At 73.4% G+C, this 14,480-nt stretch carries 12 protein-coding genes; 4 read left to right on the top strand and 8 right to left on the bottom strand.

The window, feature by feature from the left end:
* The 4 genes from VFZ20_RS12150 to VFZ20_RS12135 all read left to right on the top strand — a co-directional run.
* A partial coding sequence (locus tag VFZ20_RS12150) for a DNA/RNA non-specific endonuclease (protein ID WP_329684150.1) occupies positions 1-288 on the top strand: 288 nt, incomplete at its 5' end.
* Positions 289-494: 206 nt separating this feature from the next.
* The gene (locus tag VFZ20_RS12145) at positions 495-1,613 is read left to right on the top strand and encodes a lamin tail domain-containing protein (protein WP_329684149.1); all 1,119 of its coding nucleotides are present in this window, start codon (positions 495-497) and stop codon (positions 1,611-1,613) included.
* 428 nt (positions 1,614-2,041) lie between these two features.
* A complete protein-coding gene (locus VFZ20_RS12140) occupies positions 2,042-3,175 on the top strand; it encodes a lamin tail domain-containing protein (protein ID WP_329684148.1) in 1,134 nt (377 codons plus the stop codon).
* Between the two features lie 202 nt (positions 3,176-3,377).
* The gene (locus VFZ20_RS12135; RefSeq protein ID WP_329684147.1) at positions 3,378-4,517 is read left to right on the top strand and encodes a lamin tail domain-containing protein; all 1,140 of its coding nucleotides are present in this window, start codon (positions 3,378-3,380) and stop codon (positions 4,515-4,517) included.
* Positions 4,518-5,188: 671 nt separating this feature from the next.
* Here the strand turns inward: VFZ20_RS12135 and VFZ20_RS12130 are convergent.
* The 8 genes from VFZ20_RS12130 to VFZ20_RS12095 form a co-directional block, all read right to left on the bottom strand.
* Positions 5,189-6,172, bottom strand: coding sequence for a hypothetical protein (locus tag VFZ20_RS12130; protein ID WP_329684146.1), 984 nt, complete (start codon positions 6,170-6,172; stop codon positions 5,189-5,191).
* Between the two features lie 173 nt (positions 6,173-6,345).
* Positions 6,346-7,932, bottom strand: coding sequence for a hybrid sensor histidine kinase/response regulator (locus VFZ20_RS12125; protein ID WP_329684145.1), 1,587 nt, complete (start codon positions 7,930-7,932; stop codon positions 6,346-6,348).
* Positions 7,932-8,981: a chemotaxis-specific protein-glutamate methyltransferase CheB gene (gene cheB / locus VFZ20_RS12120; RefSeq protein ID WP_329684144.1), complete on the bottom strand. Its 1,050-nt coding sequence runs from the start codon at positions 8,979-8,981 to the stop codon at positions 7,932-7,934. The genes VFZ20_RS12125 and cheB overlap by 1 nt, the downstream gene beginning before the upstream one ends.
* Positions 8,978-9,823, bottom strand: coding sequence for a protein-glutamate O-methyltransferase CheR (locus tag VFZ20_RS12115; protein ID WP_329684143.1), 846 nt, complete (start codon positions 9,821-9,823; stop codon positions 8,978-8,980). The genes cheB and VFZ20_RS12115 overlap by 4 nt, the downstream gene beginning before the upstream one ends.
* Positions 9,823-11,694: a HEAT repeat domain-containing protein gene (locus VFZ20_RS12110; protein ID WP_329684142.1), complete on the bottom strand. Its 1,872-nt coding sequence runs from the start codon at positions 11,692-11,694 to the stop codon at positions 9,823-9,825. Before VFZ20_RS12110 ends, VFZ20_RS12115 begins: the two co-directional genes overlap by 1 nt.
* Positions 11,687-13,669, bottom strand: coding sequence for a methyl-accepting chemotaxis protein (locus VFZ20_RS12105; protein ID WP_329684141.1), 1,983 nt, complete (start codon positions 13,667-13,669; stop codon positions 11,687-11,689). The genes VFZ20_RS12110 and VFZ20_RS12105 overlap by 8 nt, the downstream gene beginning before the upstream one ends.
* Positions 13,666-14,088, bottom strand: a complete 423-nt coding sequence (locus VFZ20_RS12100) for a chemotaxis protein CheW (protein WP_329684140.1) — start codon at positions 14,086-14,088, stop codon at positions 13,666-13,668. Before VFZ20_RS12100 ends, VFZ20_RS12105 begins: the two co-directional genes overlap by 4 nt.
* A partial coding sequence (locus VFZ20_RS12095; RefSeq protein WP_329684139.1) for a response regulator occupies positions 14,085-14,480 on the bottom strand: 396 nt, incomplete at its 5' end. The genes VFZ20_RS12095 and VFZ20_RS12100, both read right to left, overlap by 4 nt.

Here is a 14,480-nt window from a genome sequence, read left to right as displayed (position 1 = left end):
ATCTACGGCGCCACGCCCGCCACGCTCAACGGCGCGGGCCGGGTGGCCATCCCCTCGCACACCTGGAAGGTGATCGTGGTGATGAACGGCGGGCAGGGGCTGGCCGACGTCACCAGCGCCTCGTCCATCCAGGTGATCGCCGTCAACATGCCCAACGTCGGCGGCATCCAGGCCAACGACTGGCCCATGTACCGCACCACGGTGGATGCCATCGAGGCGGCCACGGGCTACGACCTGCTGTCGGCCCTGCCCGATGCCATCGAGGCGGCCGTGGAGGCCGCGCAGTAGCACGCCGCGACCCGTCCGCCGGGGCCCTTCCCCCGGCGGACGGCGCGGTCCCTGATACAAATCGACGTATCAGCCCTTGCCTTTGCGGGGGACGGATACGAAATTAGGCGCGCAACGACTGCCTGCCCGTGCCGTCCCACCCGCACGGAGGCCGCCGGTCCCTCCCGGCGCCGTCCCATCCCATCGCTTCCCACGAAAGTCGACCCATGCAGAGTGTCCGCGTTCCCCAGCGGCTCGCAGCATCCGCGTTCCTGATGGCGGCCCTCGCCGCCTGCGCCGACCAGCCCGTGGGCTCGGTGGCGGCGCGCGACCTGGTTCCCGAGACGGTCCTTGCCGCCTTTGACTGCACGGCCACCCGCGAGGCCATGCAGTGCACGTCCCTGCGGCCCGGCATGGGCGACGCCCGGGGCGTGGTCATGGGCGGACAGAACGTGACCGTGCGGCTGGCGTCGAGCAACGCATCGTACAACGCGCAGACCGAGACCTTCAGTGTCGACGTCACCGTTCAAAACTTGATGAACGAGGCCATCGGCACCCCCGACGGTGTGACGCCCGATCCGGCCGGCGTGATGGTGTTCTTCATGGCGGAGCCCAACCCCACGGGCGGCTCGGGCGAGATCACCGTGGACAACGCGTCCGGCACGGCCTTCTTTACGAGCGCGAACCAGGCGTACCATACGTACAACGAGGTCCTGGACAAGAACGAGGTCTCGCCGCCCAAGACGTGGCAGTTCCACATGCCGTCCACGGCCACGGGCTTTCGCTTCACGGTGGCCCTGGAGACGTCGGTGCAGCCCCTGCTGGTGATCAACGAGGTGCTGGCGAACCCCGCGAACTTCAACGCGAACCCCGACGTCTCGGGTGAGTGGTTCGAGATCTACAACGGCGGCACGCGCCCGGTGGACCTGCAGGGCCTGGTGATCGCCGACTCGGCCGCCTCCGGCCGCCGCCCGTACCACCTGATCGCCAGCTCCGTCGTCGTGCAGCCCGGCGGGTACGCGGTCCTGGGCAACAACGGCAACACCACCACCAACGGCGGCGTGACCGTGGACTACGCCTACGGCGCGGCGATGGCGCTGGCCAACAGCCTGGACGCCGTCAAGATCGCGCGGGTGGTGGGCACGGACACGCTCACCATCGACCGCGTGCAGTACTCCCAGGCGTCGACCTCGGCCAAGGACGGCATCAGCCGCGAGCTCACCAACCCGGCGCTGGACAACAGCAACATGGACGGCAGCAACTGGGGCGACGCGACCGTGACGTCCGTGTACGGTGCCGGCGGCCGCGGCACGCCCAAGGCGCAGAACTCCACGTACGTGCCCTGAGCCGGCTCATCCGCCGATCGGCAAGCACGAAGCCCCGGCGCCATCTCGGCGCCGGGGCTTCGTTCTTCTTCCAGCATCAACGGAAAACCTGCTTTCACGCAGCGGGAGCAGCGGGAGCAGCGGGAGCAGCGGGAGCCGGGTATCCCCGCCGGTCCGCGCGGCCGCCGTGCCCGGAACGGGGTTGCCCCCGGAGCGTGCGGCCTGGACACTTTCGCCCGAACCGGGTGCGCGGAGTTGACCAATGGGACGCGTGCTGCGAGAATTGGTTGCAGCCGCAGAGAGGGAGACCGGGTCTGCTCCCCCGCCGTCGGCACTCGCCGCGCGACGGCGCCAACCCCACCGTTACGCATCGCGCGTGGGCAGGACCTTTGTCGGAGCCGCGGGATCCAGCCGGTTCCATCCCTCATCCACCCGTGGTCCTACCGCTCATGCACAGCTCCCTTCCTGGCGCCGCCCGCACGGGACGGCTCCTGGCCCTGGCCGCCGTCACCCTGGCGATGGCGGCGTGCTCCGACCAGATCGCGGCCCCCGGCGGCGAGCCGCTGGCCACGGTGCCCGAGACGACGCTGCAGATGTTCGACTGCACCGCCACGCGTGAGTCGATGAGCTGCGCGCCCCTGGCCCCCCGCACGGGCGACGCCCGCGGCGTGATCCTGGGCGTCCAGAACGTGTCCGTGCGCCTTGCGTCCAGCAACGCCGGCTACAACCCCGGGACGGAGATCTTCAGTGTCGACGTCACCGTGCAGAACCTGCTGAACGAGGCCATCGGCACACCCGACGGCATTACCCCCGACGCCGGGGGGGTGAAGGTGTTCTTCTTCTCGGAGCCCGCCATCACGGGCGGCACGGGCGAGGTGACGGTGGAGAACGAAGACAGCACGGACTTCTTCACGGGCCCCGACCAGCCCTTCCACCGCTACAGCGAAGTGCTGGAGACCAACGAGGTCTCGGCCGTCAAGACGTGGCAGTTCCACATGGATCCGGGGGTCACCGGCTTCCGCTTCACGGTGGCGCTGGAAACGTCGGTGCAGCTCAAGCTGGTGATCAACGAGGTAATGGCGAACCCCAGCCCGCCGGTAACGTCGGAGCAGCCCTACGAGTGGTTCGAGCTCTACAACGCGGGCTCGCTGCCGGTGGACCTCCAGGGACTGGTGATCGCGGACTCGGCGGCGTCGGGGCGCCGCCCGTACCACCTGATCGCCAGCTCGGTGGTCGTGCAGCCGGGCGGGTACGTGGTGCTGGGCGGCAGCAGCAACACGACGGACAACGGTGGCGTCCCGGTGGACTACTCGTACGGCACGGCGCTCAACCAGCTGGCCAACAGCCTGGACGCCGTGAAGATCGCCCGGGTGGTGGGCATGGACACGCTGACGCTGGACCGCACCCAGTACTCCAACGCGAGCGTCTCGGCAAAGGACGGTATCAGCCGCGAGCTCAAGAACCCGGCGCTGGACAACAGCAACATGGACGGCAGCAACTGGGGCGACGCGTCCGTGACCTCCGTCTACGGCAGCGGCGGCCGCGGCACGCCCAAGGCGCAGAACTCCGTGTTCACGCCCTGACGGCCCCGGGCGGTCCGTCCGACGAGAGCCCCGGCGCCACATCGGCGCCGGGGCTCTTTCGCTTGACCCATCGGACCCTCGACCGTTCCCGGAGCGGTGGACGCGCGCGGGGCGCCGTGCGGACGCTAAACTCCACCCGGCCTTCGTCCGATACGAGTTGCACAGGGGGACGTCCCTCATCCACCCACGTGACCGTATCCTCATGCACAGCTCCACCTTTCACGCCGCCCGCGCGGGGCGGCTCCTGGCGCCGGCCCTCGTCGTCCTGGCGATGGCCGCCTGTGCCGACCAGCCGGCCGGCCTGGGCACCGCCCCGGAGACGGCGCTGCCCGAGCGTGCCCTGCAGGCCTTTGACTGCACGGCCACGCGCCAGGCGATGACCTGCGCGCCGCTCGGCCCGGGCACGGGCGGCGCCCGGGGCGTCATCCTGGGCGGGCAGAACGTGTACGTCCGGCTGGCGTCGTCCAACGCGGCATACGACTCGGCGACGGAGACGTTCTCCGTCGACGTGACCGTGCAGAACCTGATGAACGAGGCCATCGGCACGTACGACGGCGTGACGGCCGACACGGACGGCGTGATGGTGTTCTTCATGGCCGAGCCGTCCGCCACGGGCGGCGTGGGCGAGGTGACGGTGGACAACCCGAACGGCACTGCCTTCTTCACGGGCGCCAACCAGGCGTACCACACGTACAACGAGATCCTGGAAACCAACGAGGTCTCGGCGCCCAGGACGTGGCAGTTCCACATGCCGCCGACGGCGACGGGGTTCCGGTTCTCGGTGGCGCTGTGGACGTCGATGGAGCCCCGGCTGGTGATCAACGAGGTGATGGTGAACCCGCTCGACAACGCGGGCATCGGCCAGAGCGACAACACGAGCGAGTGGGTGGAGCTGTACAACGCCGGCTCGCTGCCGGTGGACCTCCAGGACCTGGTGATCGCGGACTCGGCGGCGTCGGGACGGCGGCCGTACCACCTGATCAGCAGCTCGGTGGTCGTGCAGCCGGGCGGGTACGTGGTGCTGGGCAACAACCCCAACACCGCCCTGAACGGCGGGGTGACGCTGGACTACTCGTACGGGGGCGCGATGACGCTGGCCAACAGCCTCGACGCCGTCAAGATCGCGAGGGTGGTGGGCACCGACACGCTGACCATCGACCGCACCCAGTTCTCCAGCGCCGCGCTCTCGGCGCAGAACGGCATCAGCCGCGAGCTCAAGAACCCGGCGCTGGACAACAGCAACATGGATGGCAGCAACTGGGGCGACGCGTCGGTGACGTCCGTGTACGGCGGCGGTGGCCGCGGCACGCCCAGGGCGCAGAACTCCGTGTACACGCCCTGACGGGCCGAATCGGCCCGCGTGACGAGAGCCCCCGGCGCCACTGTCGCGCCGGGGGCTCTCTGCGTTCGTGCGCGAGCGTGCCCTCTGCCCGGGTACTCTCCGGGGCGGGAGCGAATGGCTTGACCCGGTGCGCGTGGCACGCCCGCGCGAAGCGCCCCCTCCGCTCGCGCAGGCTCGCACCTCCCCCAAAAACCCTGGGGGAGGTTGAACGGATTCCCGTGGGACGCGTCATCCCGAGGGAGCCGCCGCACGAGTCCTGGTCCGTGCGTGATCCATGACGGCGACGAAGGGCCGTGCCCGTGAACCCGGATGCGACCTCTTCGCACGGAAGCCGCCTCCGAGTCTCGCACGCAAGATCCTTCGGTCGCGCCAAAGTCCTGCATGCGTTCACGTTATGCGCGGCGCTCCCTCAGGATGACGCATGGGCGGACGCGGGTTACAAACAGCCTCTCATAGCGAACCCGCATAACACCGCGCATAGCGTTGATTTCCTGAGGGACCGCCCGCTCACAGGACTATGGATCTCCTTCGCGGAGCAGGGACTTCGCCGCTGGACCGGGTCCTTGCCCGGGCGGGAAGATCCTTCGGGGCCACACGCATCCGTGCACGGTCGAGTTCGTGAGGGCCCCTCAGGAAACAACTGCTTTTCCGGAGCGATTCGGGAGCGCGGCTCAGGGGGCGGAGAGCAGGGCGGACCAGGCGGCGGGGTCGCGGCCCAGGTCGCGGCCGTAGACGTAGGCCAGGTATCGCTGCACCGAGCCCGGCGTCACGGGGTTGCGCGCGCCCAGGTGGTCCAGCAGCAGGATGGTATCCACGCGCGCCAGCTCGCGGCCCAGCACGGGATCCACCCGCGTGGCCACGAGCGCCTCCATCACGTCCGTGTACGCGAACAGGTTGGTCCCGCCGAACAACGCCGTCAGTGTGGAGCTCGCCGGCGCCCAGTCCACCGGCCGCGGCGCGTCACGCCGCAGCACGCGGAGCACCAGCTCCGCCGCGGACGCCCCGCTGTCCATGGCGCGAAGACCGTCCGCCAGCAGGTAGTACGTGGAATCCCGCTCCGCGAAGTTGCTCAGTACGAGCGCGGCCACGGTGCGGTTGGTGTAGCTGCTGTCGGAGAGGAGGGCGTCGCGCGCAAGCGCCCAGTCGCGCGGCGTGCGGTGGCCGCGGATGGCCTGCCTCGCCGCGTCCGTCCCCTGGGGCAGCGGCTGGCCAAAGGCGCTGTCGGCATCGCCTAGCAGCACGCCAGGATACTGCAGCCCGCCCAGGGACTGGGGATGCGCCTCCAGCACGGCGAACACGTCCGCCCACGCGGCCTGCTGGGGCCGGCGGACGGTGTACGCGGCAAAGCGCACCTGCGCGCGGCGCTGCGGCTCCACGACGGGCAGCACGGTCCACGACGTGTCGCCGACGTTCAGGGTGCGTGACGCCGCGTTGGCGAAGCCCATGGAGTCGCGCAGGATGACGGCGCACGCGTGATCCGCCAGCGACACGCCGGGCTGAAAGCGCGCGACGGAGTCCTCCATCATCTCCCGCGTCCACGTCCGCAGGCCCAGCACCTCAACGACGGTCGTCGAAGGCGCCCGGTACTCCTGCGCGGTGATGGGCGTAGCGAGGGCAAGGAGCGCGAGGGGAAGCGCGGTGCGGAGGAAGCGCATGTCGATACGGATCAGGAGGATGAGACCAGCGAGGGAAAACAAACGTAAGCCCGCCGATCTTCATCCACAACGACGGAACTGATTTCTCACGCAGAGCCGCAGAGGCGCGGAGGAGCTTCATCGCGCGATGAAGTACTCTGCGTCCTCTGCGGCTCTGCGTGAGAAATGCTGTTTCAGTCCGTGGGCGCGCTGGGGCTCAGCGGCAGGCGCAGGGTAAACACGGAGCCCTCACCGGGTGTGCTGCGCAGCGTGAGGCTGCCGCCCAGCAGCCCGGCCAGCCGGCGGGAGATGGGCAGCCCCAGCCCCGTGCCCCCCCGCCCCGCCGCCCCGCGCGTCTGCTCGAACTCCTGGAAGACGCGCTCCTGGTCCTCGGGCGCGATGCCGGGGCCCGTGTCTTCCACGCAGACCTCCGCCCACCGCCCGTACGAGCCCAGGATCACCCGCACGGAGCCCTGGTCCGTGAACTTGACGGCGTTGGAGAGCAGGTTCAGGACGATCTGCCGCACCCGCCCCGGGTCCGTGACCACGGTGACGGGGCCGGCCAGGTCCAGCACCAGGTCCAGCGCCTTGTCGCGCGCCTGCAGCTCCACCGTGGACGCCACCTCGCGCAGCAGCAGCCCCAGCTCCGTGGGCTCGGGAAAGATCTCCAGCTTGCCGGCCTCGAGCTTGGAGATGTCCAGCACGTCGTTCACCAGCTCCAGCAGGTGCCGCCCGCTGCGGACCACGCGCTCCAGCGCCCCGCCCTGCGTCCTGGACAGGTCGCCGTAGACGCCCTCGCGCAGCAGGTCGCTGTAGCCCAGGATGGCGTTGATGGGCGTGCGCAGCTCGTGGCTCATGCTGGCAAAGAAGCGTGACCGCTCCGTCATGGCGTGCTCCAGCGCCGCGGCCTGCTCCTCCAGGGTGCGCGCCTGCTGGCGGGTCTGCGCGTGCAGCACGGCGTTGTCCAGCGCCAGCGTGGCCTGCCGGCCCAGCACGGCCAGCAGCGCCAGGTCGTCGTCGTCGAACGGGGCCGCGTCGGCGCGAAAGGCGGCCAGCACGGCGGGGCTGCCCGTGGAGCGCGCCACGCACACGGCCGCCGCCGCGCCAAACGGGTGCGGCCAGTCGCCGGGGTCGCCCGGCCGCAGCACCACGGCGGGGGCGCCGGGGCGGCAGACGAGCCGCTCCAGCACCAGGTCCACCATCACGAACCAGCGGGGGTCGAAGGTGGGCATGCCGCAGCTGGCCCGCACCTCGGACAGGGCGCCGTCACCGGGCAGGTTCAGCAGCACCGTCTCCGCGCGGAACGTGCGCGCCACCTGCCCCGCCACGCCGTCCGCCAGCGCCTGCAGGTCGCTGGATTCCAGCGCCAGGCCGGAGACGCGCGCCACGGACGACAGCTCGTCGTAGCCGCGCTTGATGCGGGCCATCACCCCCACGCGGGCCAGCAGCTCGGCGCGGCTGCATCCCTTGTTCAGGAAGTCGTACGCGCCCGCGTCCAGCCCGCGGACCAGCAGCTCATCCGTGGGCGCCTGGGCCGTCAGCAGCAGGATGGGGATGGCGGACGTGGACGCGTCGCGCTTGAGGTGCTCCACGACCTCGAAGCCGTCCATCCCCGGCATCTGCACGTCCAGGACGATGACGTCCGGGCAGGCGCCGCGGGCCCGCTCGATCCCCTCCGGGCCGGAGGCCGCGCTGTCCACCGTGTGCCCCACGGAAGAAAGGATGGCGGCCACGGTGGCCCGCGACACCTTCTGGTCGTCCACCACGAGTACGCGTGCCATCACTCCACCCCCACGATGGAGGCCAGGACGCCCGCCATCTCGTCCAGCGGCACGTCGCGCTCGGCCGCGCCGCGGGCGGCGGCGGGCATCCCGTTGATCACCGCCGTGCGGGCGCTTTCCACGAACCCGCGTCCCCCCGCCAGGCGCATGCGCTCCAGCCCCGCCGCGCCGTCGGCCCCCATCCCCGTGAGCACCACCCCCACGGCGGCCGCGCCGGCGGCCCGCGCCACGGACTCGAAGAGCACGTCCACGCAGGGCTTGTGCAGCTTGTCCGGATCGTCCCACACGCGGACGACGAGCCCGCCGTCCGCCCGCTCCACGCGGATCTGCCGCCCCCCCGGGGCGATGAGCACGTGGCCGGGGAGGACGGTGTCCCCGTCGCGCGCCTCGGCCACGGCCAGGGGGCTGCGGCGGTCCAGCCGCTCCGCCAGCGTCTCCGTAAAGCCCGGCGGCATGTGCTGGGCGATGACGACCCCCGCCGCGAAGCCGGCCGGCAGCGCGGGCACCAGCTCCGCCAGGGCCCGCGGCCCGCCCGTGGACGAGCCGATGGCCACCACGCGGTAGCGGCCCGGCTGCGCGGCCGGCGCCGTCCCCTTTCCCTTTCGCGCGGGGGCGGCGGGCGCGCCACCGTCCAGGGCCTGCGTCCGCGCGCGGAGGGCGGCGCCCACCTTTTCGCGCAGCAGGGGGGCCAGGGCGTGGATGTCCATCGCCGTCCCCGCCCCACTCTTGTCCAAAAAGTCCACGGCCCCCGCCTCCAAGGCGCGGAGGGTGACGTCGGCCCCGTCGCGGGTGTGGGACGAGAGGAGGAGGACGGGCGTGGGGCACTCGCGCATGATGCGCCGCAGGGCCGCGATGCCGTCCAGCCCCGGCATCTCCACGTCCATGATGACGAGGTCCGGCCGCAGGTCGCGCACCTGCCGCACGGCCTCCTCTCCGTCGCGGGCGCCGCCCACCACGCAGACGTCCTTCAGCGGCGCGAGCATGCGCTCCGTGGCCCGGCGCACGAAGGCGCTATCGTCCACCAGCAGCACGCGGGCGGGCTCCGTCACGCGGCCTCCAGGGGACGGCGGTAGAACAGGGCGCCCGGCCGGCGGTGCAGCTCGAAGGGGACGGGCACGTGGCGCAGGCTCTCGGCGTGGCCCAGGAACAGGTACCCGCCGGGGGCCAGCGCCTCCCACAGCCCCCGCGCCGCGCGCAGCACGGCGTCTTCGTCAAAGTAGATCATCACGTTCCTGCAAAGCACCAGGTGCTGGGGCCCCACCGCCCGCCACCAGCCGTCCTGGACCAGGTTGGCATCGCTGAACCGCACGGGGGCGCGCACGGCGGGCTTGACCTCCCACCCGCCGTCGTCCCGCGCGTCGAAGAACCGCGCCCGCCACGCGGCGTCCGTCCCGCGGAAGGCGTGCTCGGTGTAGGTGCCGGCCCGCGCGCGCTCCAGGGCCGCGGGGTCCACGTCCACCCCCGTCACCCGCAGGGCGCCCGGCGCCGTGAAGCGTCCGGCTTCCCTCGCCAGGATGGAAAGGGTGTACGCCTCCTCGCCCGCGGCGCAGGCGGCGCTCAGCAGCCGCGCCTGCCCGCCGGGCCCCAGCCGCTCCTCCAGCTCGGGCAGCACTTCGTCGCGGATGACGTCGAGCGATCCGCGCTCGCGAAAGAAGTAGCTCTCGTTGTTCGTCAGGTGCGGCACCAGCCGCGCCCGCTCCGCCTCGCGCTCCGGGTGAAAGCGCAGGTGAAAGAGGAGCGCGTCGAAGCTCTCCAGCCCCAGCGCGGCCCGGCGCGGCTCCAGCCGGGTGCGCAGGATCTCGCGCCGCTCGGGGCCCCAGCGGTGGCCCAGCTCCTCGCCCAGCCACTCCGCCCACATGCGGAACTCCTCGTCCGACAGGGCAACCGCCATCAGCCCCCCCGGAGCGCCCGGGCCGCCGCGCGGCGCACGAGCGGGTCGGAATCGTGCTCGGCCGCGGCGCGCAGGGCATCCACGGCGCCGGGCGCGTGGACGCGCTCCAGCGTGCGCGCGGCGGCCAGCCGCACGCGCCAGTCCCCGTCCGCCAGGGCGCGCACCAGCCGCTCGGCCGCGCCCTCCGGCGCCATCTTGCGCAGGGCGATGGCGGCCACGCGCCGCAGGTCGCGGCCGCCGCCCTCCAGCCGCGCGGCGGCGGCGTCCGCCCCGCGCGGGTCGCCCAGCTCGCCCAGGGCCTGCAGGGCGGCCGCCTCCATCCCCGCGTCGTCCGCCGATCCCAGGACGTCCAGCAGGACGTCCAGGGCCTCGGGGGCGCCCGTCCGTCCCAGCGCCCGCAGGGCGGCGAAGCGCACGCCCGCGTCCCCGTGCCGCGCCAGCGCCGCCAGGGGAGAGACAGCGTCCGCGCCGCCGGTGACGGCGGCGGCGCTGGCCAGCGCGCGGAGGGCGGCGGGGTCCGTCTCGCGCCCCAGGGCGGCGGCCACGGCGGCACGCGTGTCCGGGTCCGGGCAGCGGGCGATCCCCTCCGCCGCCGCCCGCCGCGTCTCGGCCGATGGATCCTCCAGCAGGGGCGCCAGCAGCGCGCAGGCGCCGCCGGGGAGACGGCCCAGCGCCAGGACGGCGCCCGCCCGCCGCGCGGGGTCCGCCAGGGCGGATTCCAGAAGCCCGCGGGCATCCGCGCCGGGAAGGGCGCGGGCCAAGGCGTCCGCCGCCGTGGCGCGCACCTCCGGGTCCCCGTCCCCCAGCAGGGCCGCCACGCGCGCGGCAGCGTCCCCGTCCGGCAGGGGCGGCAGGGCGGCCAGCAGCTCCTCGCGCTGCGCCGCGTCTCCCCGCTCAATGCGGGGCAGGAGGATGGCGATGGCCACGTCCGCGGGCAGCAGCCCCAGCGCGCCGCCGGCCGCCGGCCCCCGCTCCGCGTCGCCCAGCGCGTCCGCCAGGAGGGCCGCGGCGTCCGCCGTCCCCGCCGCGCCCAGCAGGACGGCCACGCAGTCGTCCGCCGCCTCCTCGGCCCGAAAGCGCTCCGCCAGGTGCGGCAGGTCCCCCGCGGCGGCGGCGCGCAGCCACGGGGGCGGCGGTCCGGCGGCCGCGGGGAGCAGCCCCGCTGCGGCCGTCAGCGCCCCGCGCCGCAGCTCCGCGTCGTCCGACTCCGCGGGCCCGCGCAGGGCCTCCAGCCCCGCCGGGTCGCCCAGCTCGCCGATGGCCTCCACGGCCGCGCCCGCCAGCATCAGGTCGCCCAGCGCCGCCGCCAGCGCCGGCAGCGCCCGCGCCGCGCCGATGCGGCCCAGCGCGAAGACGGCCGCCAGCGCGCGCCACGGGTCCCCGCCGGCGACGACCTTCGCCAGCGCCTCCACGGAGCGCGGGTCGCGCAGGGAGCCCAGGGCGTCCGCGGCGGCGGCGGCCACGTTGGCCTCCGGGTCCAGCAGGGCCGCCTCCAGCGCCGGCCGCGCCGCGGGGTTGGCGGACTCGCCCAGGGCGGACGCGGCCAGCAGGCGCACGTCGCCGTCGCCGTCGTGGCGCAGCAGGCGGTCCAGCATCCGCAGCGCGCCGGGGAGCGCGCCCGGGGCGGAGAGCGAGGCCAGGACGGAGCGCGCGGCGTTGCGGCGCCCCGCGTCGCCCCCGTCGCGCAGGGCGGCCTCCAGCGCGGGAAGAAGCAGGCGGGCGTGCTCCAGCCGGGGCACGGACGCCAGGGCCCGCTCGCGCACCCACGGCCGCTCGTCCGCCGCCGCGGCCATCACCCGCGCGGCGGCTTCGTCGCCGCTGCCGGCGGCCAGCAGCGCGGCCACGCCGTCGGACGTGAGAAAGTCAGACACGGAACCGGCTCACGAGCTCGGTGAGACGCGCGGCCTGCGTGGCCACGTCCTGCGCGGCCGTGCGGGCCTCGCGAACGCTGGTCTGCGCCGCGCGGGCGCCCGCGGCGATGTTCTCCGTGGCCCGCAGGATCATCTCCCCGCCCCGCTTCTGCTCGGCCGTGGCGGCAAAGACTTCCTGCGTCTGCTGGTTCATGTTCTCCGTGGCATCCACGATCTGCCGGCTGGCCAGCGACTGCTCGCGCGTGGCGATGCGCACCTCGTCCGTTACCCGCTGGATGTGCTGCGTGGCCTCCTGCGCCTGCCGCGCGGCCAGGATCTGCTGCTCCGTGGCCAGGGAGACCTCCTGCATGAGCTGGCTCGTCCGCGAGGCGGAGGTGACGATGCGCTCCAGGGCCCGCGACGCGCCTTCCGCCAGGGTGATGCCCTGCTGCGTGCGCTCGGCCAGGGCGCCGCTGCTCTCCGCGGCCGCGTCCATCCCCCCGCGGACGGCGCGGATGGTGTGGCCGATCTCCCGGGCGGATTCCACGGACCGCTCGGCCAGGCGGCGGATCTCCTGCGCCACCACGGCGAAGCCCCGCCCGTGCTCGCCGGCCCGGGCGGCCTCGATGGCGGCGTTCAGGGCCAGCAGGTTGGTCTGGTCGGCGATGTCCTCGATGGTCTCGGAGACCTGGCCGATGCTCTCGCCCTGCCCGCCCAGCACGCGCATCCGGTCCGTCAGCCGGTTCACCTCATCGTGGATGCGGCGCATGCCGTCCACCGTCTGCCCCACGGTCTCGCCGCCCGTGGTGGCCGCCGCCTCGGCCTCGGCGGCAATGCGGCGCGTCTCGTCCACGTGCCGGCCCACCTGCTGGATGCTGGCCGCCATCTCCTCGATGGTGGCGGAGGTCTCCTCCACCGCGGAGCCCAGCGTGTCGGCGCTGGCGGCCGTGTGCTCGATGGACTGGCCCATCTCGGCGATGGAGCTGCTCGTCTGCTCCACGCTGGCCGCGAGCGACTCCGCGCTGGACGCCACGCGGGTGATCTGCGCGGCGATCTCCTCCATGGACGTGGACGTCTGCTCCGTGGCGGCCACCTGGTCGTCCACCGTCTCGGCCAGGCGCTGCGACGTGGCGGCGATCTGGTCGGCCGCGGCGGCCGTCTGCCCGGCGGCCGTGTTCACCCCGCCCACCGCGCCCCGCAGGTCGCCCGACATGCGGTTGAGGGTGGTGATGAGCTGCCCCAGCTCGTCGCGGTGGTCCGTCCGCAGCTCGCCCGTCAGGTCGCCCGCCGCCACGCCGCCCGCGAAGCCCACGGCGTCCTGCAGGGGCCGGCTGATGCGGTTGGCCAGGAACCACGCCGCGCCCAGCGAGACGATGATGCCCAGCACCGTGAGGCCGATGGCCGTGTCGCGGGCCGTGTCGTTGGCCGCCTTGACGGCGTCACGCCGCTCGGCGGAGAGCAGGGCGGCCACGGAATCGAAATCCGCCAGCACGGCCCGGGCGCGGGTGGCACCCCGGCGGCCCACCCCGCTCTGGAAAAAGCGCACGACGCTGTCCATCCCCGGCCCGCCGGGCCGCAGGGTGGCCTGCCGCAGGGCCTTCCCCGGGTCGGCGACGGAATCCACCCAGTCGACGGCCAGGGTCCGCACGCGCTCCAGCCGCTCCCGCTGGCGTCCGTCGATCACCAGGTCCAGGGACTGCGCCAGGTGCTCCTGGACGCGACGGTCGGCGTCGTCGTACATCAGGAGGGCCGTGTCCTGCCCGCTGATCAGGAAGTCGCGCAGGGCCAGCGTGCGGTCCATGATGGCCACCTCCAGCATCTCGGCCTCACGCTGCAGCCGCTCGGACTGCTGCGACACGCGGTCCAGCCGCGAGACGTTGCGGCCCTGCGCCACCACCGCCGCGGCGATGATCGCCATCAGCAGCAGCACGGGCGCAAAGCCCAGCAGGATCTTGTTGCGCACCCGCATGTGTCCGAACCACTCCGACAGGCTCATGTCGCCTCTTCGCCCAGGACCCGTTCCAGGTGCAGCAGGGCCACGCGCCGCCCCGGGGCGGGCACGGCCACGCCGGCCAGCCACCCGGGCGGCAGCGCCGCCTCTGCCTCGTCCGGGGGCGGCTCCTCGGCCGCATCCCCTTCCACCAGACCCACCACGCCCTCCACCAGCAGTCCCACCGCCTCGCGCCCCCTGCCCCACACCACCACCAGCCGCCCCGTCTGCCCCACGGGCGCCATCCCCAGCCGCGCGCCCAGGTCCACAACGGCCAGCACCGTCCCCCGCACCTGCGCCACGCCGCGGACGGCCGCCGGCGCGAAGGGCACGCGGGTCATGGGCGGCGGACGCACCACCTCGCGCACGGCGCTGGCCGGCAGGCCGAACTCCGCCCCGCCCACGCGCACGGCCAGCGTGGTCACGCGCCGCCCAGCCGTTCCTGCAGGGCCGCCAGCAGCTCCGCCGGCTGCCAGGGCTTGGGCAGGAACCCGTTGGCCCCCGCCTCGCGCGCGGACGCCCGGTCCGCCTCGTCCGCCTCCGTGGAGCAGACGAGGACGGGCACGCCCGTCATCCCCAGCTCGCCCCGCAGCCGCCGGATGAACTCCAGCCCGTCCATCCCGGGCATGTTGATGTCCACCACCATCCCGTCCACGTCCGGGTCGCGGGCGGCGGCGTCCAGCCCCTCCACGCCGTCCGCGGCGAACGTCACGTCGTAGCGCGGTCCCAGCACCATGCGGTACATCCGCACCATCATGGGGCTGTCCTCCACCACCAGCAGGCGTTTCCGCCGATCATCCGACACCCGTGCCTCCAC

Origin of the sequence: Longimicrobium sp., assembly GCF_036280135.1 — a bacterium.
Lineage (GTDB): Bacteria > Gemmatimonadota > Gemmatimonadetes > Longimicrobiales > Longimicrobiaceae > Longimicrobium.
Note: the sequence above shows the minus strand (reverse complement) of the source record. Positions and strands in the feature narration are given on the sequence as shown.

Coding starts and splice junctions, on each gene's coding strand:
- VFZ20_RS12145 (WP_329684149.1), top strand. CDS start 495: ATGCAGAGTGTCCGCGTTCCCCAGCGGCTCGCAGCATCCGCGTTCCTG.
- VFZ20_RS12140 (WP_329684148.1), top strand. CDS start 2,042: ATGCACAGCTCCCTTCCTGGCGCCGCCCGCACGGGACGGCTCCTGGCC.
- VFZ20_RS12135 (WP_329684147.1), top strand. CDS start 3,378: ATGCACAGCTCCACCTTTCACGCCGCCCGCGCGGGGCGGCTCCTGGCG.
- VFZ20_RS12130 (WP_329684146.1), bottom strand. CDS start 6,172: ATGCGCTTCCTCCGCACCGCGCTTCCCCTCGCGCTCCTTGCCCTCGCT.
- VFZ20_RS12125 (WP_329684145.1), bottom strand. CDS start 7,932: ATGGCACGCGTACTCGTGGTGGACGACCAGAAGGTGTCGCGGGCCACC.
- VFZ20_RS12115 (WP_329684143.1), bottom strand. CDS start 9,823: ATGGCGGTTGCCCTGTCGGACGAGGAGTTCCGCATGTGGGCGGAGTGG.
- VFZ20_RS12105 (WP_329684141.1), bottom strand. CDS start 13,669: ATGAGCCTGTCGGAGTGGTTCGGACACATGCGGGTGCGCAACAAGATC.